This window comes from Vibrio sp. CAU 1672 (assembly GCF_029223195.1).
Taxonomy (GTDB): Bacteria; Pseudomonadota; Gammaproteobacteria; order Enterobacterales; family Vibrionaceae; genus Vibrio.
In genome coordinates this window covers 66,299-89,274 of the sequence record NZ_JARHUF010000003.1, presented here as the reverse complement: position 1 = coordinate 89,274, position 22,976 = coordinate 66,299, and the positions used below count along the sequence as shown (strand labels likewise).

The window sequence follows — 22,976 nt, the reverse complement described above, 5'->3', positions numbered from 1 at the left end:
GCGGTGTATCACCGGCTAATATTGACTAATTAGACCTGATCTGCCAGTTACCCATTTTTAGACTCGTGCCTGTCAGATTAGATCTGGGCCAGATTCTTTTCTGCCCAGATTGATTTCCCGATATAAGAGACGGTCCATTTCTGAGTCAATCCAGAACGTACTGGCTCACATTTGCCCATTCCGAGTTGTAGTAGTGCTAGTACTTACTTCTGAGTACAGTGGTTTGGCCGACTTTTCCTTATGCGAAAAAGAGTCTATTGGTTTAGTGACTATTCAATGTGCTCTGTTAAGTTAAATATAATTTTTCTTTGCTTAGAATCGACTTCTTTCACGAAAGCTTTTACTTTGGTACCTAAGGTAAAAGTTGTGGTTTGGCTGAAGATTTTTTGTTTAATTGCATCAAATTCAAACTCGCCATTCTGAAAACTTGATAAAGGTATGAGACCTTCAATTCGGTTTTCCTTTAGTTCTACAAATACACCAAAGTGCGTAACTCCAGAAACCGTCCCCATGAAATGTTGCCCGATAAATGGCTTCATATAATGACACTTCAGTGCTGACTCTACCTCGCGACTTACTTCATCGGCTTGGCGAGATTGGTGCGAACAGTGCGCACTGAGTTGTTCAATTTCTTTTGTGTCGTAAGGGTAGTGATTGGCCCCGCCTGCTAGTTGACGCATAGGGTTGAGTTTCATTAGCAGACTACGTAGCTTGCCTGTGTTTTGCTCACGAAGTTTGGTGCGAATAGCGCGATGAACGAGTAAGTCAGGATAACGACGAATCGGAGATGTAAAGTGTGAGTAAGCATCATACGCTAAACCAAAGTGCCCCATGTTTTTAGGCGAATATTCCGCTTGGCTCTGAGAGCGCAGCAGTAAGGTACGTATGATGTCACACTCATCCAAATTTCGAACTTGTTCCAGTAACGAGTTGTAGTCGTGAGAAGTCGGCTTATCACCACCCGCTAACGTCAGCCCTTTGTCTGCAAGCAACAGTCTCAATGTAGATAGCTTTTTCATTTGAGGGCCAGAGTGCACCCGGTATAGGCTCGGTATTTTATGTTGCTCTAAGAATTGCGCTGTAGCAACGTTGGCGCACAGCATAAACTCTTCGATCATTCGGTGAGCGTCATTTCGAACAACAGGAACGATTGACGCAATCTTCTTTTTGTTGTTTAACGTAAAAGCGAGTTCTTGTGTGTCAAAGTCAATCGCTCCACGGACTTTACGCTGACCGGATAAGTTCAAATATAAGTGATGAAGATTCACTAAATGCTGAGCGATATGGTGGTTGGGATTGTTGCTTTGGTATTTTGTTTTCGCCGTAGATTGCATAACAATGCGGTTAGCTTCGTTATAAGTTAATCGTGCATGTGAGTGAATGATCCCTTCAGAAAACTCAGAATCTAGCATGTTGCCTTCGTCGTCAAAGGTCATCTCACATACCATCACCAATCGGTCTTCATTAGGATTAAGTGAACACAAACCATTAGATAATGACTCTGGTAGCATTGGTACAACGCATCCAGGGAAGTAAACGGACGTTGCACGAGACTGTGCTTCAAGATCTAAGTGATCGTTTGGTTGAACATAGTGAGATACGTCAGCAATTGCGACGAACAGCTTCCACTGACCATTGTCCATTTGATACCCATAAACGGCATCATCAAAGTCTTTTGCATCATCACCATCGATGGTGACGAAAGGTAAATCTCGATAATCCACTCGTGATGTTTTGTCTTTTTCTTCTACATGAGAGCCAAAGACAGAAGCAGCATGAAGGACTTGATTATCCCATTTGTCATTGATGCCATGGCGACGCAACGCCAGTTTGACTTCGATGCCCGCTTCTCCAGGATGCCCTAATACTTCAGAGACCTCGACAGTGGTCGATTGTCTATGATCAGGATATGCAGTGATTTTACAATGAACGAGTTTACCGACATTTTTGGCAATAAGTTCATTTGGTGTGACTTGAATGGTCTGAGTCAGTTTCGAGTTTTCTGGTAATAGATAGAAGTTGGTCCCTTTTCTTTTTAATAAACCCACTATATGAGTCGTTTTGCGTTCCACGATCTTGATCAAGCGATGGTTTGAGCGACCTTGTTGCTGAGAGCTGCCTTTCAAAACCAGTACGATATCGCCATCGAACGCATGAGTCAGTTGATGTTTCGGTAAGAAAAGGTCTTTCTCATTATTGTCGTAGGTTAGAAAGCCAAAACCGTCCGTATGGATACAGATCTTTCCAGTAACTAAAGCTGATTGATCAACTTTTTTGTAGCCTTTTCGGCGGGTGAAAATAAGTTGACCATCACGTTCCATTGCTCTTAAGCGTTTTTTTAATGCGTCTTTTTGAGGTTTTTCATTCAAACCAGATGAATGAGAAATCTGTTCATAGCTTAAGTAGTTTTTGACTTTGTCGAATAGGCTAAGAATAAAATCTCGGCTGGGAATAATATGTTCATATGTAGTGTGGTTTATTGATTGGGCGGATATGTTTAATTTCATTTTGTTCTCTTTTATTCGCCAATCGCTTTTAGTATAAACTTACTTATATAAATAAAGCACTAGGCGAAATGATTCACGTATGAATCATATTAGTTTTGATGTGGGGTTATTTATTGGCATTTTGCCAAAGGTATATACTGAAATGACTTATTAGATAGGTTTATTAGCGTTAAAAGCTGAAGCTTAAGGTTTAAGTTCAAGTAACTTGGGTATATAAGTTTGGGTGAAAGACTTACGATGATAGGAAGAGGCATCAACGGATGTTGATGCCACATAATTCATTACATTACAGTGACTTGGGCTGCTTGGAGACCTTTTTTGCCTTGTTCGACAACATACGTTACTTTTTGGCCTTCAGATAGCGTTTTGAAGCCAGTTGAGACAATTGATTGAAAATGAACAAACAAGTCTTCCCCGCCATTTTCTGGAGAAATAAAACCAAAACCTTTAGTTTCGTTGAACCATTTTACTGAACCAGTTGATTTATTAGACATAGATACCTCTATATTGGATAATTTTAATATTAAGTGTGTAGCTAATAAGCGCTATTATATGATTTAGAGATATATATTTTGTCGCAGGAACGTAAACGAGGAAATCGATGATGAACTGAGAGAAATTTGATCTTAAAAAATTAAATAGCTCTTTTCTTAAGAGCTGATGTGCAGTATACCGATAAAATTGATAAACGCTAGCTTTTTCTTTTTTATTTTTTTTGTGCGTGCCTTAAGCATTAGTCCTTTGCGATAGAGAGTGCTATGCAAGAGGTCAAATTCTAGTTGGTGAATGCTTTATGGCTCTAGTTCCTGTAAAGCCATCCCACGTGGTAAATTATAAATTTCTGCGTGTAATTAAAAGTAACTCATTGATCCTGTAGTCTTAATTTATTTTCTGTTTTTTATAAAACGGGATGAAACAAAGAGCGAACTTTTGCTCCAATGGAAAAAAATGGAAAATGTCTATCTATTTATTTTAATGGGTGTATAGTGAGTTCAGCTCCGAAACGTGAGCTATTGATGAAACATACAGTTCGAGTCACTTCTTAGTTTTCTTTCGAGTCATATCGTTATACAACTCCCATAGCAGCTTATTCTTTATCTTCCATTTAATAGTCTCAGTTTTGTTTTTAACTATTAACGAGTTATCAAAAAAATAGCTTCAGAAAGTTTTAATAACCTATCTGAAGGTCACAAAGTAGCATTTAGAACTGAACATGGCGCAAAAGGTCTTTTAGTCGCAATTTACTGGCCATTTAGATAAGTTATTATCGTTTGAAAATATTATTTATCTCGTTAGTGAGTGCTAAAGTAGTATGTTGAATCAGGCTTATTTAAGCCACTTTTAGGCTGCTGTTTATATGAAAATTACATAAAAATATAGCCTGCATGTTTCATATAATTTTGACAAATATGTTCAAACAGGAACAAGAATGAGAAAAAAACGAGATAAATCGCCAAAAAAATACAAAAAAAGCGGCTATGAAGTGAAGTTTGAGCAGATGGTTAAAGAATACCATGCTGCCAAAGAGACCCTAGACTCAATGAAGGAAGGTTCTGAGGATTATAATAAGCAGAAAAATCTCTGCAAATCTCTTTTTGCCAGTGCTGAACGTTTCTTTAAGCAGAATCAGTAATCTTATAAAGAATCAAATCTAATTCTTATAGTGATTGTGGTGTGTAAGTGTCACCGACTTCCGCATCACTATCATGTTCCCCATCTTTACTTAAATTTATTATCAATAAAACTATACCAAATAGAAGAAGGTCTTCATCTCACACTACCTTTCTATTATCAGAAGGGCTTTTTTGCCTAATTTAGAGAAAAGATAAATCAGCACCTGCGATGCATGAAATTCAAACAAAGTAACGAGTTTCTGGCATCAGATGACGATAGTTAGTCGATGTAACCGATCAGATCGTAAGTTTTGGATTTAGTTCTGTCGAATTACGCAACAAAGCCGCTGCGATGAGCAGCGGCTTTGTTAATATGTCGAGCGAACTGATGAGGGATCAGGCCGCTTGCGGGCGCGGCTGACGGCGCTGGCTGGCTGGTTTCTTGCCTGCTGGCTTTTTGCCTGCCGGGTTGTTGCCGCCAGGTTTGCGCTTGGCGGCTGGTTTGCCCCCGTTACCGCCTTTACTGGCATCAGGCTTACGGCCGGTGCCTGACTTACTTTCACCACGCTGTTTGGTTTTGTCGGCGTTGCCCTGATTTGCACCACCCTGGCCGCGGTTTGGGCGACGTTTGGGTTTGGCTGCGCCGTTTGAAGCTTTCTTCTCTGTTTGTTGAGTGTTGCCCCCTTCTGCTTTCGGCTTTTTCGGCTTCTTCGGTTTTTTCGGCTTGATTGGGCGCGTATCCAGCTTAGATTCAGGTACCACATTGGTCGGAGTAAAGCCTTCCAGCACTACACGCGGCAGCAACTGCTGGATCAAACGCTCAATCGCAAACAGTTCTGGTGCTTCCAACGCACAAACCAGCGAAATCGCTTTACCGGTTTCCCCGGCGCGGCCGGTACGACCGATGCGGTGAACGTAGTCTTCGGCGACTTTAGGCAGTTCAAAGTTGACCACCTGTGGCAACTGAGGGATGTCGATCCCGCGCGCCGCGATGTCGGTGGCAACCAGCACCCGTACCTCACCGGATTTGAAATCAGCCAGCGCTTTAGTCCGGGCCCCCTGGCTCTTGTTACCATGGATAGCCGCGGCCGGCAGGCCCTGGTCAATCAAAAATTTCGCCAGGCGGTTGGCACCGTGCTTGGTACGGGTAAATACCAGTACCTGGCGCCAGTCACCATCTTTGATCAGCTTAGCCAGCATAGACGGTTTTTTCTTCACGTCTGAGGGGTAGATCGATTGCTCAACGGTTCGGGCAGTGGAGTTGGCCGGGTTGACCGAGATTTCCACCGGATTGTTGACCAGGCCTTTGGCCAGTTGGCGGATCTCGTCAGAGAAGGTTGCCGAGAACAGCAGGTTCTGGCGCTGCTTGGGCAGTAAGTCGAGAATTTTGCGGATGTCACGGATAAAGCCCATATCCAGCATCCGGTCGGCTTCATCCAGCACCAGTACTTCCAGTTGATCAAACTTGACGGCATTTTGCTGGTACAGATCCATCAGGCGGCCCGGCGTCGCTACCAGTACGTCGGCACCTTTACGCAGACGTTGCATTTGCGGGTTGATCTTAACCCCGCCAAACACCACTGCGCTGGTCAGCGGCAGGTGGCGGCCGTAAACAAATACGTTTTCCTGGACCTGCGCAGCGAGTTCGCGTGTGGGGGTTAGCATCAGAGCGCGAATGTGATTGCCTTTCACGCGCGGACCGTTCGACAGGCGCTCAAGGATCGGCAGCGTAAAGCCTGCGGTTTTACCTGTTCCGGTCTGAGCCGCTGCCATGACGTCTTTCCCTTCTAATACGGCCGGAATGGCCTGTGCCTGAATCGCGGAAGGGGTGTCGTAACCTTTCTCCTGAATGGCTTGAAGAATTGGAGCAGAAAGACCTAACGAGGTAAAACCCATATGTATGATTCTCAATTGTCGATAAATAAATGGTTCGCACGTGGTTGACGAGCGAAAGTGCGCCATTCTGAGGCTTTTATGGGTTTGCATCAACCGATAATTGCATTTTGAGCCGCCAGCGGGAGGTCGATGCCTGCTTAAGCGGGAAATTTTGTGCAGAGGCAGTCACTAGTCACTTTGACGTTTGGCCCGCGAAGCGGCCGGCATTTGGGTTGGATAAAAAAGGGCTCAACAGGATGCCACCTCAACTTAAGTTGAGCTTTTAAGGTGGCTTTAGGTTAATTGACAAGCATCCACTGCCGATGTCTCGGGCGGGGAAGACCGGCGTAGGTTATCGTTCGGCGTCGAGAAACGCCTGGGTCAGTTGCTGGTATAGGGCGTCGATACCCGGCCGCGAGGCAATATGCGCAAACAGTGGAGTGTGAACCCCGGGTTTAATTTCCTCGTCTCGCTGGCAGATACGATTGCACAGCTGGACCGGTTTGACAATTTCATCGACATCGGCATCAATCAGGATACAGGCTTGTGCCAGTACCACCCGGCCAGCGTCTGGTTTAAGTAACACCCGCTGCGCGGTACCGACCACTTTTTGTTGGTTAATATTGAGGTTGTATTCCCCGTCGCAGTATGACCCCGGTGTGCCGTGTACATCGACGTTCACCCCCAGCCGGGCGAAAAAAGTGTCTAATGTTTTGCACAACCTGAGGTAGGCCTGTTTGATGTCGTAAGGCTGGTGTGCAGGCCAATGGTAGATGTGAGAGAGGTTGATGATCCCCGGAACCTGTGGCACCGGCGCGCCGCCGGTTTTGCGGCTGAACAGCTGCCAGCCACTTTCCCGCAGCTTTTCTGTCAGCATGGCTGAGACCGGCCATTTTTTCCCGGCCGGCAGGATTAAGGTCGGGCTCTTTACTTGCCAGAGTAGCAGTGCCTCGGCTAAGTCGTTGGCCTTCACCAGCCGCAGTAGCTCTTCCTCTTTGGCGAATACGCGTTGGGCTTCAATCGATGTATAGCGGACCAGTTTGTTTTTCGTAGCCAATGCCAGCTCCCTCTCCCTCACTTTAAACTATCTGATTGTTTTACCTCAGAAGTTCATCGAATACTAATGCCTGTCGCAAATTTGAGTGAAGAGAGCAGGCATTAGGCGGGCCTGCTGGCGCATCATTTGACCGTAGCCGTGGTTATCCTTCTTGGGTCAGAGAAAGTCAAAGTAAACCCGTCTGGAGTATTGAGTGCGTTGGCTGGGAAACTCAGATTCAGCAGTGACGGCGGGGCAACGGGAGTGACCACTGTGGTGATGAACTGACGAGTTTCGCCAGGCGCAATGTCGGCTGAAATCGGCTTGTCACCGTTAAGCTCGGCAATACTTTGCGTATCCAGCTCTTGGCCAGTTTGATCGGTTAGTGTCAGCAAAGAGGTTGATTCATAGTCGATCTTTCCGTCTTGTCCTTGCCGCGCCCGAAAAAGGTTAAAGTGCGGCTGCAGTGTTACTTGGTCGGTTAAGTTCGTGACTGATAACCGGATGTCGTGACCATCAAAACTGTCGATCTGCACTAAAACCTGACTGTCTTGGTAGCGTGCGGCGGCCATGAGAGCGGCAAGATGAGATTGTTCAACTAAGGTCAATAAAGCGGGAATGGCATGAGCGGTCAGGCCTTCCAGATGATCAAACTCGACTTTCGCGTCCTGAGTGTTTTGCTGTGAAGGAAACTGGCAGTGGCCATCCATCAGGCTAAAAAATACCACCTCGTAGGTTGCTTGGAGTTTATACACCTCTTTGGCGGCTTGCTCTAAATCAGCGCGAACGTTATCGATTTCAGCCAGTGGCCGGCTTGCGAGGTCACCTTGCGGTGATACCTGCTGTGCAACTGCTGTCAACGCGTCGGTGACAAATGGATGCTCCTTAGTGGGAATGACGGCGGTGGAGAGATTGCTTTGTGCGATATTTTCACCGGTTAATAGCGTCATCTTTTGTGCGGTAGCGGTCCGGTTACCGGCCAGAATATCATTGCAATTGGCGGACAGACCTTCTCCGGCGTGAGCGAAGTGAGTGGAACTAACGAATAAAAGCGCGCATACGCACGTTATGGCAAATCCTGTCTTGGTTAGGTTGTTCATTCAGGTAACCCCCTCTGTACATGGCTTCCCTTAACTGACGCGTTGTGACATTCAAAATGGCTGTGTAAATCCAGCGCCGTTAATTTAGCTGAGTTTCATTTTCAGCGTCTGGTTACAGGAGCGAAAACGAAAGCCATACATATACGAGAGAAGGCGGCGCGGTCGATGCCTTTGTTGACAAGATAGACGCGACTGTTTGCATCATCAAATATGTGGCCACGGTCAAGAATCGCCCGTCATAGAGCACTTTTAGAAAAAACAGAGACTTAACCTAGAGAACTGATTTAGAGAGAAAAAAATTATTTTTTGCGGAACTTTTCAAGCGCCTGTTGCTGGTAGGAAGCACGGCAGGCGCTGGTGTATTTATTAAAGGTTACAGCGTGCCCAATACGCTTACCAAACGTCGGACTGCGATGGTCAGTTCGTCAGGTGAGGCATTGGTGAAGTTGAGTCGCAATGCAGCTTTTGCCTGGCAGTTGTCTGGATAGAACACCGGGCTGGGCACTACGGCTACACCACTGGCGAGCAGCTGTTTCGCCAGTGCAAACGTGTCGCAGTGTGGGAGCTCTACCCAGACAAACATGCCGCCGTCAACTGGGTTTACCCGGCATTCTGGCGGCAGATGCTGTTGCAGCTCGGTAAACAGGATCTGATAACGCGATTTATACAGTGCGCGGATATTGTCGATGTGCCGGGCGAAATTGTCATGTTGCAACAGGCCCAGCAATAGTGCCTGCATCGGGACACTAGAGTGTAAATCTGCGCCCTGTTTAATTTTTATCAGCGGTGCCAGATATGACGTTTTACCGCTGACCACACCGATCCGCAGGCCGGGTGAAGCAATTTTGGAAAACGAGCGTAGTACGATTGAATGGTCCGGACAGAAATCGGATACCATTGGCAAGGCGTCGCCGGTAAAGCGCAGTTCTCGGTATGGGGCGTCTTCAATAAAGGCTACGTTATATTGCTGGCACAGCTGGGCGACTTTTTGGCGCGTGTCTAGGTTCCAGCATACACCGGTCGGGTTGTGAAAATCCGGTACGGCATAAAACAGTTTGGGTTGCTCACTGGCAAAACAGTGTTCGAGCTGGGCCAAATCTGGCCCGGTTTCAGTTTGCGCCACCGTGACAATATCGGCCTGAACCAGGCCGAACACCTGCATGGCTCCAAGGTAGCTCGGGGCTTCCATCACGATTTTGTCTCCGGGGTTGATGTAGGCCCGCGCGATCAAATCGAGCCCCTGCTGTGAGCCGGTGCAGATCATTGCCTGATGGGATGGTGGCAACTGGTACTCGTGGTGGAGAAAGTCGAGTAAAGGTTGATAGCCAGCGGTGGCACCGTATTGGAAAACCGCTGGCATGTTAGCCAGATTTTCCAGTGATGGTTTCATCAAATCGATGGGAAACGTCTTTTCGTCAGGCAGGCCGCCTGCAAGGGAGATGACTTTTTCGTCACTGGCGGCGGCGAGTATTTCCCGGATGTATGAGGATTGGATCTGTTGCAATGACTGGGCGATTTCCATCGGTTGTGCTTCTCGTATTATCGTTGGTTATTGCTCCGATAGTAGCGCTTAGTTGATATTTGATGGTTGTCCATTTATGCTTACAAACATGTCCATTTATGCTATTTGAGCGTGTCGCATTACTATGAGCCAGCATCACACCTCGAGAATTAATGATGTGCTGTTTTACATCCATCAAGACATCAGCAGGGAAATGTCCGCCAGGGAACTGGCTGAGATTGCCGCGTATTCGGAACAGCATTTTCATCGTACGTTTAAACGGGTCGTCGGCGAGTCAGTGCATCAGTATATCCGGCGTACACGCATGGAATATGCCGCGAACCAGCTGATGTTTGACCCCCAGTCGGCAGTGGTTGATATTGCCAATAAGTGTGGCTTTCAATCGGTCTCTTCTTTTAGCCGGGCATTTAAAGCAACCTTCGAGATGTCGCCGGGAGAATGGCGCCGACATGATTTACACACGGCACAGAAACCGTATTTACAGGATGCAGAGATTGCCGCAGGGTATCGGCGGGTCAGACAGCGGAGCTTACCCGCACCGACGATCAGTGAAATCCCGCCACGTTTGGCGGCGTATGTGCGTCATGTCGGTTATAACCGTTCGATACGTTATGCCTGGCTGACGCTTAAAGCCTGGGCTAACTCCGAGCAGCGTGATTTTTCGATCCAATTTGGTTTACACCATTCCAATCCGGCATGGGTTGAGCTGGATAAGTGTCGTTATGTGGCTTGCATGGCGATTGATAAGCCGCTGCAGTATCGGGGAGTGGTAAATCAAATGGTGATCCCCGGCGGATTGCATGCGGTGTTTCGTTTGCAGGGCGTCTATGGTGAGTTACTACCTCAGCTCAGTATGATCCTCGAGCAGTGGTTGCCATCGTCCGGGTTTAAACAGCGATCCACCCCGGCCTATGTCCATTATCTGAAAAACCACTTTTTGAACGATCAAGAGGCATTTGAACTGGATTTTTACTTACCAGTCAGTTTCTTTTGAGTCCTGCCGGTAAGCAATCTGGAGACTTGCCCGCTGACGGCCTCCCCTGACAGCTGTGACCGGTTCCCGCTTGCTGGGGGGCAATTAACCTTTTCTTGCTGTTTTTTCGCCAGTTGGCGGTGCAGTCATCAATAAACCATTTTGTGGACAAAACGACCATTTTCGCGTGGCAGAGCTGCTACCTTTAACACAGGCTTGCTCAACAAGTGAGCAGTTCGGTTTATGTAAACAAGGAAAAGAGGTTGCTATGTTAGGCGAAAATCACTCACTAACCCACGAGTTCCCGGACCATTTGGATACCATCAACCAACTGAATGCAAACGATGAAACGTTCGCGCAAAATGCCCGAAATTATCATGCGATTGACCGGGAAATTCGCGAACTGGAACTGCGAGGTGCTCCGATTGACGATAAAGAAATGAACTCCCTTAAGCATGACCGGGCCGAACTTAAAGACTGGCTACATTCAAAAATCATGAGCTCATGATCATCAGTTAAACCACCGCGATTAAGAGTAACGGTCCTCTGGCTCAGCGGGCCGTTTAAGCAATGGTCTCAGCCACGAGCCGTTCAGGTTGTAAGCTTCAGTCCCCCTCATGAGGCAAGTGGCCAGTTTTAAGCCAAATCACGGTATCTTCCTCAACGAATGGAAAATGCTCACCCATATGCGGGCGGCGTAGCCAGGTATGCGCCGGATAACTTCCCCACAGATCCTTAAAGGTGCCGGACAGGACAAAAATCTCCACCCCTTTGGAATGCCAATCCGGCTGAAATCGTTCTCCTTTTGACCACTTCACCAGCGCGACATGTTCGCCCCTAAATGAGTCCAAAGGCATCACCTGTGATCCCCCCGATCCGGCAGACCACACTTCGTGGCGAGTATTTATTCTGATTTTGGCATCGTCCTCAGCAGAAAATTGATTCAGTTTGACCAGAATGACGCAGCCTGGTTGGCTGAATGGCGCATGAAGACTCCCGGGCGGGTTACGCAGGTAAGTGCCTGCCGGGTAGTCGCCCTCTTCGTCGGAAAACACCCCGTCCAGTACCAGAATTTCTTCACCCAGCGGGTGGGAATGGGGGGCAAACCGGGAGTCCGGCTCATATTTGACGATACTGGTCGTATGGCCGTGTTCTTTGGCTTCGAGCTCTAGGGGTTTTCGCCACACTCCTTGTGCCGGGCTGGCCACCCAGTCTTGCTGCGCCGTTTCAATCACGACGTGCCGGGAAAAATCCATATTTAGCATATTGCACCTTATGTTTAGTGATGGATAGCGCCGGTCAGGGCTGATTGAGCGGCGTTCGTGCATCTATCGTTGCTCCTGTTATCCGTAGAGTATTCATTTGCCGTCGAACGGCTGGAAATCATGTAATAACAGGTAACAATGGTTGGTGTTCATCGAACAATCACCATAGTTTCTTGATTCGTTCATACTACATCCGGAAATCGGTCCTATAGTTTCATATATTAATTTATTCCTGATCAAACGAGATTGAGTGACAGTCACAATATAAATAAACGTCACCACGGGCAGGGAGCAAGAACGATTATTTTTAAACTTAAGGAAGACCAAGATGAATCAGAAAAAAGTAGCGCTGGTTACCGGTGCGGCGCGTGGGATAGGTCAGGCAATCTGTGAGAAGCTGTTACAAGACGGTTTTGATGTCGTCGGTTTAGATATTTCGCCCATCGCCTGGTGTCAGTCAGACCGCTTCAGTAGTGAGCAGGTGAACCTGTGTGACGCTGAGGCAGTTCGTACAGTGGTGCAGAAAGTGTTGGCAACACATCAACACATTGATGTGCTGGTCAATAATGCCGGCATTACGCGTGATGCATTATTGCCTGATATGCAGGAGCAGGACTGGGACAGCGTACTAGAAGTAAACCTTAAAGCGGTATTTCTGCTGACCCAGCAGGTGGCACCGGCAATGATGGAGCGTGGCAGTGGCAGCATTGTAAGCATCTCTTCCATCGTTGGCACGGATGGCAATATTGGTCAGAGCAATTACGCCGCCAGTAAAGGGGGATTGATCGCCATGAGTAAAGGCTGGGCGAAAGAGCTGGCCAGAAAAGGCGCGCAAATCCGGGTCAACTGTGTGGCACCGGGATTTATCGCCACGGATATGACCCGCAGCCTGCCAGAAAAAGTCATCGCGATGATGGAGGGGAAAACGCCCTTAGGCAGAATGGGCAGTGTCCGGGACATCGCCAACGGGGTGGCGTTCTTAGCTTCGGATGACAGTGCGTACATTACCGGGCAGGTGCTGAAAATCGATGGCGGCTTAGTCCTGTAGGGGCCTTGAGCAAGCATTCTAAGTTGTCGGTGATCACACACATGCGGTCTAGAGTGCTTGTCTATCTTGGTGGCTTATAGCGTCTGGCTATGGTTCATAACTAAATAGCTTAACATTTTTTGCTGCCAGGACTTTTATTCCCTAATCCAAACCTCATCATTTTTAATGAGAGCAGTTTGGTACTGACCCACAACGCAGGATCGAGAGTGATAATCTGCTTGCTGGCATGTTTCAACGGTCGCGCTGGTCTGATAGGCGCATGCCGAGGTAACGAGAACGTATCGCCGGTAGGGAAGTGCCGTTAATCACAATAAGGAATCATCATGACGAACGAATATACTCCACCGAAAGTCTGGACTAACGATAATGATAGTGGTGGTCAATGGGCGAGTATTAACCGCCCTGATTCTGGTGCGCGGCATGAGCAGGCACTGCCGGTTGGGGAGCATGCGTTTCAGCTTTATTCGATGGGCACGCCGAATGGACAAAAAGTCACCATCATGTTTGAGGAGCTGCTGGCTGCAGGTATTGCAGAAGCTGAGTACGATGCATACTTGATCAAGATTGGTGATGGGGATCAATTCGGCTCAGGATTTGTCGCGGTGAACCCGAATTCAAAGATCCCGGCTTTGGTGGATCGCTCCGGAAATGAGCCGATTAATGTGTTTGAGTCTGGCAATATCTTGCTTTATCTCGCAGAAAAATTTGGCCTCTTCTTGCCTCAGGATCCGGCGCCACGCACCCAGGTGATGAATTGGCTGTTCTGGTTGCAAGGCTCTGCCCCTTACCTTGGCGGCGGGTTTGGTCACTTCTATGCCTATGCACCTGAGAAGTTTGAGTACCCCATCAACCGTTTCACCATGGAAGCGAAACGCCAGTTGGATGTGTTGGACAAGCAACTGGCAGAGAACGAGTTTCTTGGCGGTAAGGAATACAGCATTGCCGATATCGCCACCTGGCCCTGGTATGGCAATCTGGTTCTGGGCCGTTTATACGATGCGGCTGAGTTTCTTGATGTCGCCAGTTATCCGAATGTGGTTCGCTGGGCAAAAGCGATTGACGCCCGGCCCGCAGTGCAACGCGGCCGCATCGTGAACCGGTCGTGGGGAGAAGAGTGGGAGCAACTGCAAGAGCGCCATAGCGCGGCTGATATTGATGCAGTGCTGGCCAGACAGCCGCGGTAAGTAATCGAGAACAACTGTGAGGGAATACCGAAAGGATTCCCTTTTTTTACGGCTCTCTCATTTTTCCTGTCCGCATGCTTGATCGGAGTCTTATTCTTATCGACAAAGTTCAATGAAAAGTAACCATTGGTTACAGAGGGGCTGTAACTGTACGGTGTTTCTTTATACTCAAGCTAATTTGTTAGCCACAGAACGCTGATATGAAAAAAAATAGTGTACATTCCATGATCCTGGCGACGGCTTTAGTCGCTGTGCCTGCTTTAAGTTCCGCGGCTCCGACCGTCATACCGGATGCGCCCACTCTGGGGGCGCGCGGGTATATTCTGATGGACTACCATTCCGGGACCGTGTTGGTAGAAAAGAACGCCGACCAACGGCTTAACCCGGCAAGTTTGACCAAGCTGATGACCGCTTATGTTGCTGGTCAGGAGCTGAATGCCGGTAATATAGGTTTTGATGATGAGGTCGTCATCAGCCGCAATGCCTGGGCAAGAAACTTTCCGGATTCGTCGAAGATGTTTATCGAAGTAGGCACATCGGTGACACTTTCAGATTTATACCGGGGCTTGATTGTCCAGTCAGGTAACGATGCCAGCGTGGCCATTGCTGAACACGTTGCCGGCAGTGAAGGTGCGTTCGTCAGTTTGATGAACAGTTGGGCCAGCCGTCTGGGTTTGGAGAACAGCGGCTTTACCAACCCGCACGGGTTAGACAGTGACGGTTTGTATTCAACCCCACGAGATATTGCAAAATTAGGCCAGGCAATTATCCGCGATCTGCCAACGGTGTATCCGCTGTACAGTGAAACGTCCTTTACCTACAACGGTATTACCCAGTACAACCGCAACGGGCTGCTGCGTGACCGGAGTATGAACGTTGACGGGATGAAAACCGGCTATACCAGTGGTGCGGGTTACAGCCTTGCGACCTCCGCGACCAACGGCGAGATGCGTTTGGTGGCGGTCGTGATGGGATCAAACAGTGCCAACAGTCGTGAAGCTGAGAGTAAACAACTGCTGAGTTACGGTTTCCGCTTTTTTGACACCCTGATGCCAAGTAAAGCCAACACGGAGATGGCCATGGCACGGGTCTGGATGGGGCAGCAGGATCAACTCAAGGTCGGCGTGGCTGAAGATGTTTACCTGACGCTGGCTAAGGGGGATACGGCGAAGCTGCAAGCTGAGATTGAATACCACGATGATTTGGTCGCGCCAATTGCGCAACATCAAGTGGTGGGTAACGTACTGTACAAGGTCGATGGTCAGGTCGTGAAAACCTCACAACTGGTCGCGTTAGAGCCGGTTGAAGAGGGCAGTTTGTTTAAACGTGTACTGGATTGGGTAAAACGACTGATTGCCAGCTGGTTCTGAGTGTGAATTTTTTCAGATTCGATTTATTAAGGCGGCCATAATGGCCGCCTTTCTTATTTGAAGAACTCAACTATGAGCATATCAGTTCAGAACAACACGGGAGTATCACGTGCAGAAGCTTTTATCTTTGACCCTGGCCTTTACGCTGGTTGGCTGCGTCGCCCCGCAACCACGTTTTGCGGAAAATGAACGTTGTGTCGGCGTTATGTCTTCTCAGGACGCGTATGGCTATCTGAATCCTGCCCATTACACCATGCAGGTGCTGGCCCTGAAACAGGAGAAAGATGTCAAAGATTATATCCGCTACATCGATGCCAAACATCCGGTGTGGGTGAACTGGAAAAACAGCCGTGGAACGCGCTGGTACACCGTGACCGTCGGTGACTTTAAAACCAAGCAAGAAGCACTGAATGCGCTCTCTTCATTGCCCAGCCATGTCAAACAGGCTGCGCCATTTGTAATGAGTTTTGCTGAAATGCAGCGAAAACAAGAGACCAGCGTGGTACGTATGCGCTAGTTGTATCGTGCAGACCAAAAATTAGTTGTTAATCAAATGTTACTCAACAAGCAAAATAGTACCTATACTCATCATTGAATATTAATCTGTTCTATTTGTTGATATCAAAACGGCCCCTTAGGCCGTTTTGGCCATTTAATTCGATTCCAAAACAGGGAGGGGGAGGTTATGTGGCAAAGATGGATGCTGTTTTTGTGCTCGTTGCTGGTTAGTGTAACTGCGTACGCGGTTGTGTTAGGGGAGAGTAATGGAAAGGAGTTGACCCCCGAAGAGTTTAAAGATGAATTTCCTTTTGTGGTTTCTGTCCGTGCGAGCATTTTTGCAGAAGACCATGTATGCGGGGGAACGGTTGTTGGCAAACGTTGGGTACTGACCGCTGCCCACTGTCTGGTGGCATCAGACGCCAGCCTTGAGAACGATTCTGTAAATACTGAAAATTTTTCGTTGTATGATGTGGCTAAACCCAAAGAGATTTCGGTGACAGCAGGTCTGGCGGACTTAAAGGATGCTACCCTTGCAGACATATATAAGGTCACTCATGTGGTGATCCACCCTGATTACATGCCAGTTCACACCACAACTACCGATGAAACTGGCCTGACGTCTGTTGAGTCGACGGCCTACCAACATGATCTGGCACTGTTATATGTAGAAAGAGACTTTGAACTATTGGTAGATGATGCCTATGTTCCTTTAAATGCAGTGTCTTTAGTTGATGATGACAGTTATCAACGTTTGACGGATTTGGGAGCGGACTGGGATTCGGCCAATCCTGAGCCCAATGTTACCGTGGTCGGCTGGGGAAGTGGCGGGGATGGCGATCCGAAAATCGGTGACAGCAGTACGGTGGTGAGACATACCCAGGTATCCTTTTATCCGATCGATTTGTGTTTCAATCGTCTGGAATCGGCAGAAGAGCTGCCTATCTATATAGAGTCGCCGGTTGATCCAAGTAAACTGTGCACACTGCCTACAGAAACCATCACGCAAGGCGATAATATTTATGGTAACGGTGCCTGTGTTGGTGATACCGGTGGTCCATTGCTACTTAAGGTTGGTGACGCATGGGTACAGGTCGGAGTCATCAGCGCCGGACCGATCATTAACTCGGTCTGTAGCTCAGTGACGCTTCCTACCTGGTATAGCAATTTGACCGAATATCTGCAATGGATCGTCTCTTATACGAGTGCTCCATCTGCACCAGAAGAGGTGGTTAGCAAACCGGGCTTCCTCTTAGCTCAAGATAATGATGATGAAGCAACCAATGAAGGAGACAGCGGGGGGACAGATGAAGGGGAGGAACCTGTTACAGAAGAGCAGTGTGATGATCCAAGTTCGATAAATATCGGTGGTTCAGAGTCGAGCTTTGGCTGTAACTCCAATGACAGTGGCGGGGCGTTGGAGGGGCTCACCCTGCTTTCCTTATTGTTATTGGGTTTCATTCGTGAGCGGTTTTACTGAGTAGAAAAATCAGACATAAGTAGGCCGCCCCGGCATGTACTTCGGGGCGGTTTGGATCACAGCACTGCCAGAATGGTTTCAACGTTGCTGACTGTAAAACTCTGCGGCGCTTCGACGTTGAGCTGCGTTACCACCCCGTCCTCGATGATCATGGCGTAACGCTGAGAACGGATGCCGCCAAAGCCTGCGGTGTCCATTTCTAACCCGAGTGCTTTGGTGAAGCTCGCATCACCATCCGCCAGCATCATGATTTCCGATGCATTCTGCGCTTCCCCCCACGCCTGCATGACAAAGGCGTCATTGACTGATACGCAGGCGATAAGATCCACCCCTTTCGCTTTTATCTGGTCTGCCAGTACCACGTAACCTGGCAGGTGGGCTTCAGAGCAGGTCGGGGTAAAAGCACCCGGAACCGCGAACAGTACCACTTTTTTTCCTGCAAACAGTTCGTTGATCTGGTGGTTAACCATCCCATCCGCTGTCAGTTCGCTCAGTGTGCCGTCGGGTAAGGTCTGGCCTTGCTGGATCATAATTTCTTCCTTTTATTAATGGTTGGCATGATTTAATCCAGTCTAGCTGGTAAAAGTGTGATTAACCACGGACGGAATGTAGGGGTATGTCCAAGCCGGGACAAGTTGCCGCGCCAGCCACGGTAGCGCAGCAGCAGGAGAGTGAACTTCAACTTTTTTGAACAATTAGCTCAAAATATGCCACTCATCATTTATCCACTGCCGCCTACAATGAAATCACAGTCCAGTGGGAGAGCAAATGATGAACATTATGAGAGACATTCGCCAAATTATACCAGCCCGGGCTACCTCGGATGGTGATGGGGTTAAGATTCGTCGTATCGCGGGGTTTAACCATGCCGGTTTCTCGCCATTTCTTATGATAGATGAGCTCAAATCGGATCAGGCTGCAGACTATATTGGTGGTTTTCCACCTCACCCGCACCGTGGTATTGAGACCCTGACTTATATGTTGCAAGGCCACTTTCAGCACCGTGACCACATGGGTAACGTTGGTGAACTGCGCAGCGGTGGCGCGCAATGGATGGCGGCAGGGCGAGGGGTGATCCACAGTGAAATGCCGATCATGCAGGATGGTGAGTTACACGGTTTTCAGATCTGGATTAACCAACCGGCTAAACTCAAAATGGCGCCGGCGCGGTATCACGACTTCCAGCCGGAAACCATCACAGAACAACATGATGAGCGGGCTGGCTTGTTGCGGGTACTGGCCGGGCAGATCTCCAGTGATGGTGAGGTGTTTAACGGTCCGTTAAATGAAACCGGCGTGCCGGTTACCGTTGCCGACTGGCACGCCCGTCCCGACGCAAACGTTAGTTTTCAAACCCCGGAACAATACAACATGATGTTCTACGTTTACCGAGGCGCTATCACTGTAGGTGAGCGTGCAGTGCAGCAAGGTGAACTGGCATTGCTGTCACACGGTAATTTGCTCAGATTGCGGGCAAACGAAGAGAGTGGTGTGCTGGTTTTTCTCGGTCAACCGATAGAAGAGCCGGTAGTGCATTACGGGCCGTTTGTTATGAACAGCCCGGAAGAGATAGAGCAAGCCATTCAAGACTATAACGCTGGCGAATTTGAACATTACTAAGCGGGTCCAATTATGCTCGTGTGGCAGAGTTAATATTATGAACGGATCATGTGACGGTCATATAAGCACAAACTATCCCTTGTTAAATCAGTTCCGAATTAGGGCCAGATTTGGGCCCACCCAGCTGCAAAACGGATAATCCACTGCCATCCGCTTTTGCCTTCACCACACTCTAGGGTGTGGTTTTTTTATTGTGCCTGAGGCCAAGGGGAAGCGGACCTTGGCATGAGAGAATATAGAGGAAGTTACAGCCCGGAACATCATACGCCGGGCTGGAGCGGGTTATTGAATCATGTCGCTGGAAATCGGTACGATCAAAATATCGACAGGAGATTTATTGATCAGGTGACGAGAGTAGGAAATGATTTTACTCCAGAAATCCTGATGGTGACCGCAGATCAGCAAATCGACTTCATTTTCTTTGATGGTGGTTTCCAGCTTATCAGCCAGATCACCGGTACCAACAAAAAAGTGCCTGAGTGGGTAGTCGATGTACTCTTTGAAGGACCGCAGGCACTCCATGGAATGTTCGTTGAGTGGCCTTTGATCTGGCTCAGCTTCAATATCTGCCAGCTCTGGATAAATTTCTCCATGTGTGCCGTCGATGTGAATAAATGAGATATCGGCATCCATGGTACTTGCCATTGACACTGCTCTGTCGATCAACACGGTACTCTCATCAGACAGTTCTAGTGCGACAAGGATATGTTTGTATTGCATAACCACGCCCTTATTGTAATAACACTGTATATTTAGAATAGTACGGGTTGAGCGAAAATTGTGTAGGTAAGATCCCGAATTTGTTCAAATTTCTAGTGACCTTCGTTCGACTCTCGCCAAAGCGGTGATGGAACTGTACAAAAGAACCTTTGTAATCAAGTTGATACCTGTTATCCACTGTAAATCATGCTCGTTTTACAGGGTAATCATGCCGGTTATCAGTACGTGCTTATTTGATCCCGGTCCTCTGTTTTACCTCCAGGGTGTGAGTTTCAGGATGACTTCCTGATGGCGTTCAGATCTTTTAAAGGAATAGATCCAGCAATCCGATATGTAGTAGAGTGCGTATGCAAAATGCATTGCACACTGAAATAGAAAAAGGAAGTCTATGAAAAAGAATGTCTTAGCACTGGCAAGCGCTTTTGTTCTGACTGGAGTTTTGCCAGTAGCTTTCGCCGGTGATGCTACGCAGCAACTGGTGCAGCACGTGAGCCACATGGCACTCAAGTATCCGTCTACCAAAAAGGTTGAAGTGGTTGATGATTACTTTGGTACCAAAGTCAGTGATCCTTACCGCTGGCTGGAAGATGATCGCAGTGAGGAAACGGCCAAGTGGGTGAAAGCGCAAAACCTGATTACATCAGATTACCTTGCGCAGATCCCATACCGCAAGCAGATTGAGCAGCGTTTAACCAGGCTGATGGATTATGAAAAACTGAGTCGGCCGTTTAAAGAAGGCAAGTATACCTATTTTTATAAGAACGACGGCCTGCAGGATCAGGATGTACTTTACCGTCAGTTAGGCGACGGGGAGGCGGAAGTGTTCCTTGATCCAAACACCTTCAGTGATGACGGCACCACTTCGCTGGCCAATGTGCGTTTCAGCAAAGATGGTTCTTTGGTTGCGTACAGTATTTCTGAAGGCGGCAGTGACTGGCGCAAAGTGATTGTCCTGGATACCGAAACCCAAAAGCCGGTCGGTGAAACGCTGGTGGATGTTAAGTTCAGTGGTATCAGCTGGCTTGGTAACAGAGGTTTTTACTATTCAAGTTACGACAAGCCTGAAGGCAGTGAGCTGTCGGCAAAAACCGATCAGCACAAACTCTATTTCCATACCTTAGGCACAAAACAGAGTGATGACCAGCTGATTTTTGGTGGTACAGAAGCGGAGAAGCATCGTTATGTCGGTGGGTACACCTCGGAAGATGAGCGTTACCTGTTTATTTCAGCGAGCACTTCGACTTCGGGTAATAAGCTGTTTTTTAAAGATCTGATGCAGCCAAACAGCCCATTACAGGTGATTTTGGATAATACCGATTCAGATACCTGGGTGATCGACAACCGGGGTAGCACGCTCTATTTGGTGACTGATCTGGATGCGCCAAACAAACGTGTGGTAACGGTAGAGGCAAGTCAGCCTCAGCCGAAGTACTGGCAAGATCTAATCCCAGAAACGGAAAATGTGCTCAACGTCTCGACCGCAGGCAGCACACTGTTTGCCCGCTATATTGTTGATGCGCTCTCCATGGTCAAACAGTACGATATGGACGGGAAACTGATTCGTGACATCAAACTGCCGGATATCGGCAGCGCTTACGGTTTCTGGGGGAAAAAAGAAGACACGGAGGTGTACTACTCGTTCACCAACTACAAAGTGCCCAGCACCAAGTTTCGTTTGAATATCAACACGGGTGACAGTACGGTATACCACAAATCGAATGCCCCATTTGAGTCAGAGCAGTTTGAATCCCGCCAGGTGTTCTATACATCCAAAGACGGCACTAAAGTACCGATGATCATTACTTACAAAAAGGGCACTCCCATGAATGGCAGTGCGCCAACTATTTTGTATGGCTACGGTGGCTTTAATGCCAGCTTAACCCCTTACTTCAGCGCAAGCCGGGCCGCATGGTTAGAGCTGGGTGGTGTTTACGCCGTTGCCAACATCCGCGGTGGTGGCGAATATGGTAAAGAGTGGCACAAAGCGGGTACGCAGTTGCAAAAACAAAATGTGTTTGATGATTTTATCGCTGCTGCAGAGTTCCTGATCGATAAGAAATATACCTCGGCGCAGAAGCTGGCTATTAGTGGTGGCTCTAACGGGGGCCTTCTGGTTGGCGCGGTCATGACCCAGCGCCCGGAACTCTTTCAGGTTGCGCTGCCGGCAGTCGGTGTGTTGGATATGCTGCGTTACCACACTTTTACCGCAGGTGCGGGATGGGCATACGATTACGGTACTGCCGAACAGAGTAAAGAGATGTTCCAATACCTGAAGAACTATTCACCGGTGCACAATGTGAAACCGGGGGTAGAATATCCGGCGACTATGGTGACCACTGGCGACCATGATGATCGGGTGGTTCCGGCCCACTCGTATAAGTTTGCGGCGCAGTTGCAAGCCAAGCAAGTGGGGACCAATCCGACCTTGATCCGGATTGAAACCAAAGCGGGACATGGGGCGGGAACGCCAATCAGTAAAGTTATCGAGGAATATGCTGATGTGTACAGCTTTGCTCTTTTTAATATGGGAGTAGAGCAGCTTTAGCACAGGTAACGTCAATATCAAAAACGCAGCCAACAGGCTGCGTTTTTGTGTCGCTGCATGCAGCAAATGTCATTTAAGGTACTGGTGTTGCAAAATGTACATCCGCTTTACGTCGTGGTAGGTACCATTGATAAAGTATTCTGCAACCAGATGGCCCTCTTCAATGAAACCACATTTTTTGTATAAGTGAATGGCTTTGCTATTGTCCAGTGATACCAGCAGATACACCTTATGTAAGTTTAGGATGGAGAAGGAGTAGTCCAGTGCCCGGTGGACCATTTCCATCGCATAGCCTTGCCCTTGATAGGCTGGAGCTATGATGATTTGAAACTCAGCACTGCGATGGATGTAGTTGATTTCAATCAGCTCCACCAGGCCAATTAAGTCGCCTGCGCTATTTTCCACCACAAATCGCCGTTCAGCATCATCGTGAATGTGTTTTTGATATAATTCTTCCAGCTCGTCATAAGATTCATAGGGCTCTTCGAACCAGTAGTTCATGATGCTGCGGTTGTTGTTAAGATTATGGATAAAACGCAGATCCGAACGTTCCAGCGCGCGGATCTTCAGGCGGTCGCTCATAAAATATCTCCAGATAGAGTCAGGTTCTCTGAGTGGCA

At 48.1% G+C, this 22,976-nt stretch carries 20 protein-coding genes; 10 read left to right on the top strand and 10 right to left on the bottom strand.

The features are described 5' to 3' along the window. Positions 1–269 precede the first annotated feature (269 nt). Complete coding sequence (gene rnr / locus P2G85_RS04365; RefSeq protein ID WP_275862900.1) at positions 270–2,507, bottom strand: ribonuclease R; 2,238 nt, start codon at positions 2,505–2,507, stop codon at positions 270–272. A 281-nt stretch (positions 2,508–2,788) separates the two neighbouring features. Beyond that, the gene (locus tag P2G85_RS04360) at positions 2,789–3,001 is read right to left on the bottom strand and encodes a cold-shock protein (protein ID WP_275862899.1); all 213 of its coding nucleotides are present in this window, start codon (positions 2,999–3,001) and stop codon (positions 2,789–2,791) included. A gap of 935 nt (positions 3,002–3,936) precedes the next feature. On the opposite strand from P2G85_RS04360, the gene P2G85_RS04355 reads away from it, so the two are divergent. Then, positions 3,937–4,140, top strand: coding sequence for a hypothetical protein (locus P2G85_RS04355; RefSeq protein ID WP_275862898.1), 204 nt, complete (start codon positions 3,937–3,939; stop codon positions 4,138–4,140). Positions 4,141–4,516: 376 nt separating this feature from the next. Here P2G85_RS04355 and P2G85_RS04350 read toward each other — a convergent pair whose 3' ends face one another. The 4 genes from P2G85_RS04350 to P2G85_RS04335 form a co-directional block, all read right to left on the bottom strand. After that, a complete protein-coding gene (locus tag P2G85_RS04350; protein ID WP_275862897.1) occupies positions 4,517–6,016 on the bottom strand; it encodes a DEAD/DEAH box helicase in 1,500 nt (499 codons plus the stop codon). A gap of 331 nt (positions 6,017–6,347) precedes the next feature. After that, positions 6,348–7,052 carry a lipoate--protein ligase gene (locus P2G85_RS04345; RefSeq protein ID WP_275862896.1) on the bottom strand — a complete coding sequence of 235 codons (705 nt, stop codon included), beginning with the start codon at positions 7,050–7,052 and terminating at the stop codon, positions 6,348–6,350. Positions 7,053–7,174: 122 nt separating this feature from the next. After that, complete coding sequence (locus P2G85_RS04340) at positions 7,175–8,131, bottom strand: hypothetical protein (protein WP_275862895.1); 957 nt, start codon at positions 8,129–8,131, stop codon at positions 7,175–7,177. A 373-nt stretch (positions 8,132–8,504) separates the two neighbouring features. Then, complete coding sequence (locus tag P2G85_RS04335) at positions 8,505–9,653, bottom strand: PLP-dependent aminotransferase family protein (protein ID WP_275862894.1); 1,149 nt, start codon at positions 9,651–9,653, stop codon at positions 8,505–8,507. Between the two features lie 124 nt (positions 9,654–9,777). Here P2G85_RS04335 and P2G85_RS04330 point away from each other — a divergent pair, with 124 nt between their 5' ends. After that, positions 9,778–10,647: a helix-turn-helix domain-containing protein gene (locus tag P2G85_RS04330; RefSeq protein WP_275862893.1), complete on the top strand. Its 870-nt coding sequence runs from the start codon at positions 9,778–9,780 to the stop codon at positions 10,645–10,647. A 247-nt stretch (positions 10,648–10,894) separates the two neighbouring features. Next, complete coding sequence (locus tag P2G85_RS04325) at positions 10,895–11,134, top strand: YdcH family protein (protein ID WP_275862892.1); 240 nt, start codon at positions 10,895–10,897, stop codon at positions 11,132–11,134. Positions 11,135–11,231: 97 nt separating this feature from the next. On the opposite strand, the gene P2G85_RS04320 is transcribed toward P2G85_RS04325, so the two are convergent. Beyond that, a complete protein-coding gene (locus P2G85_RS04320; RefSeq protein ID WP_275862891.1) occupies positions 11,232–11,891 on the bottom strand; it encodes a cupin domain-containing protein in 660 nt (219 codons plus the stop codon). Positions 11,892–12,219: 328 nt separating this feature from the next. Between P2G85_RS04320 and fabG the strand changes: the two genes are divergently transcribed. From fabG to P2G85_RS04295, 5 genes are all read left to right on the top strand, one after another. Further along, complete coding sequence (fabG, locus tag P2G85_RS04315) at positions 12,220–12,939, top strand: 3-oxoacyl-ACP reductase FabG (RefSeq protein WP_275862890.1); 720 nt, start codon at positions 12,220–12,222, stop codon at positions 12,937–12,939. Between the two features lie 323 nt (positions 12,940–13,262). Then, on the top strand, positions 13,263–14,123 hold the full coding sequence (yghU, locus tag P2G85_RS04310) for a glutathione-dependent disulfide-bond oxidoreductase (RefSeq protein WP_275862889.1): 861 nt from the start codon (positions 13,263–13,265) through the stop codon (positions 14,121–14,123). A 224-nt stretch (positions 14,124–14,347) separates the two neighbouring features. Further along, positions 14,348–15,493 carry a D-alanyl-D-alanine carboxypeptidase family protein gene (locus P2G85_RS04305; RefSeq protein ID WP_275863070.1) on the top strand — a complete coding sequence of 382 codons (1,146 nt, stop codon included), beginning with the start codon at positions 14,348–14,350 and terminating at the stop codon, positions 15,491–15,493. A 109-nt stretch (positions 15,494–15,602) separates the two neighbouring features. Then, positions 15,603–16,010, top strand: coding sequence for an SPOR domain-containing protein (locus tag P2G85_RS04300; protein WP_275862888.1), 408 nt, complete (start codon positions 15,603–15,605; stop codon positions 16,008–16,010). A 168-nt stretch (positions 16,011–16,178) separates the two neighbouring features. After that, a complete protein-coding gene (locus P2G85_RS04295) occupies positions 16,179–17,471 on the top strand; it encodes a trypsin-like serine protease (RefSeq protein WP_275862887.1) in 1,293 nt (430 codons plus the stop codon). A 56-nt stretch (positions 17,472–17,527) separates the two neighbouring features. On the opposite strand, the gene P2G85_RS04290 is transcribed toward P2G85_RS04295, so the two are convergent. Next, positions 17,528–18,001 carry a peroxiredoxin gene (locus tag P2G85_RS04290; RefSeq protein WP_275862886.1) on the bottom strand — a complete coding sequence of 158 codons (474 nt, stop codon included), beginning with the start codon at positions 17,999–18,001 and terminating at the stop codon, positions 17,528–17,530. Between the two features lie 241 nt (positions 18,002–18,242). Here P2G85_RS04290 and P2G85_RS04285 point away from each other — a divergent pair, with 241 nt between their 5' ends. After that, a complete protein-coding gene (locus P2G85_RS04285; protein ID WP_275863069.1) occupies positions 18,243–19,091 on the top strand; it encodes a pirin family protein in 849 nt (282 codons plus the stop codon). A gap of 282 nt (positions 19,092–19,373) precedes the next feature. Here P2G85_RS04285 and P2G85_RS04280 read toward each other — a convergent pair whose 3' ends face one another. Next, on the bottom strand, positions 19,374–19,811 hold the full coding sequence (locus P2G85_RS04280) for a universal stress protein (protein ID WP_275862885.1): 438 nt from the start codon (positions 19,809–19,811) through the stop codon (positions 19,374–19,376). Between the two features lie 388 nt (positions 19,812–20,199). Here P2G85_RS04280 and P2G85_RS04275 point away from each other — a divergent pair, with 388 nt between their 5' ends. After that, entirely contained in the window at positions 20,200–22,356 is a 2,157-nt protein-coding gene (locus P2G85_RS04275; RefSeq protein WP_275862884.1) for a prolyl oligopeptidase family serine peptidase, read from the top strand. Positions 22,357–22,425: 69 nt separating this feature from the next. Here the strand turns inward: P2G85_RS04275 and speG are convergent, their stop codons facing one another. Further along, entirely contained in the window at positions 22,426–22,938 is a 513-nt protein-coding gene (gene speG, locus P2G85_RS04270) for a spermidine N1-acetyltransferase (protein ID WP_275862883.1), read from the bottom strand. Between the last annotated feature and the right edge of the window lie 38 nt (positions 22,939–22,976).

Coding starts and splice junctions, on each gene's coding strand:
- P2G85_RS04320 (WP_275862891.1), bottom strand. CDS start 11,891: ATGCTAAATATGGATTTTTCCCGGCACGTCGTGATTGAAACGGCGCAG.
- P2G85_RS04355 (WP_275862898.1), top strand. CDS start 3,937: ATGAGAAAAAAACGAGATAAATCGCCAAAAAAATACAAAAAAAGCGGC.
- P2G85_RS04325 (WP_275862892.1), top strand. CDS start 10,895: ATGTTAGGCGAAAATCACTCACTAACCCACGAGTTCCCGGACCATTTG.
- P2G85_RS04280 (WP_275862885.1), bottom strand. CDS start 19,811: ATGCAATACAAACATATCCTTGTCGCACTAGAACTGTCTGATGAGAGT.
- P2G85_RS04305 (WP_275863070.1), top strand. CDS start 14,348: ATGATCCTGGCGACGGCTTTAGTCGCTGTGCCTGCTTTAAGTTCCGCG.
- P2G85_RS04360 (WP_275862899.1), bottom strand. CDS start 3,001: ATGTCTAATAAATCAACTGGTTCAGTAAAATGGTTCAACGAAACTAAA.
- speG (WP_275862883.1), bottom strand. CDS start 22,938: ATGAGCGACCGCCTGAAGATCCGCGCGCTGGAACGTTCGGATCTGCGT.
- fabG (WP_275862890.1), top strand. CDS start 12,220: ATGAATCAGAAAAAAGTAGCGCTGGTTACCGGTGCGGCGCGTGGGATA.
- P2G85_RS04295 (WP_275862887.1), top strand. CDS start 16,179: ATGTGGCAAAGATGGATGCTGTTTTTGTGCTCGTTGCTGGTTAGTGTA.
- yghU (WP_275862889.1), top strand. CDS start 13,263: ATGACGAACGAATATACTCCACCGAAAGTCTGGACTAACGATAATGAT.
- P2G85_RS04285 (WP_275863069.1), top strand. CDS start 18,243: ATGAACATTATGAGAGACATTCGCCAAATTATACCAGCCCGGGCTACC.
- P2G85_RS04335 (WP_275862894.1), bottom strand. CDS start 9,653: ATGGAAATCGCCCAGTCATTGCAACAGATCCAATCCTCATACATCCGG.
- P2G85_RS04275 (WP_275862884.1), top strand. CDS start 20,200: ATGAAAAAGAATGTCTTAGCACTGGCAAGCGCTTTTGTTCTGACTGGA.
- P2G85_RS04290 (WP_275862886.1), bottom strand. CDS start 18,001: ATGATCCAGCAAGGCCAGACCTTACCCGACGGCACACTGAGCGAACTG.
- P2G85_RS04330 (WP_275862893.1), top strand. CDS start 9,778: ATGAGCCAGCATCACACCTCGAGAATTAATGATGTGCTGTTTTACATC.
- P2G85_RS04350 (WP_275862897.1), bottom strand. CDS start 6,016: ATGGGTTTTACCTCGTTAGGTCTTTCTGCTCCAATTCTTCAAGCCATT.
- P2G85_RS04340 (WP_275862895.1), bottom strand. CDS start 8,131: ATGAACAACCTAACCAAGACAGGATTTGCCATAACGTGCGTATGCGCG.
- rnr (WP_275862900.1), bottom strand. CDS start 2,507: ATGAAATTAAACATATCCGCCCAATCAATAAACCACACTACATATGAA.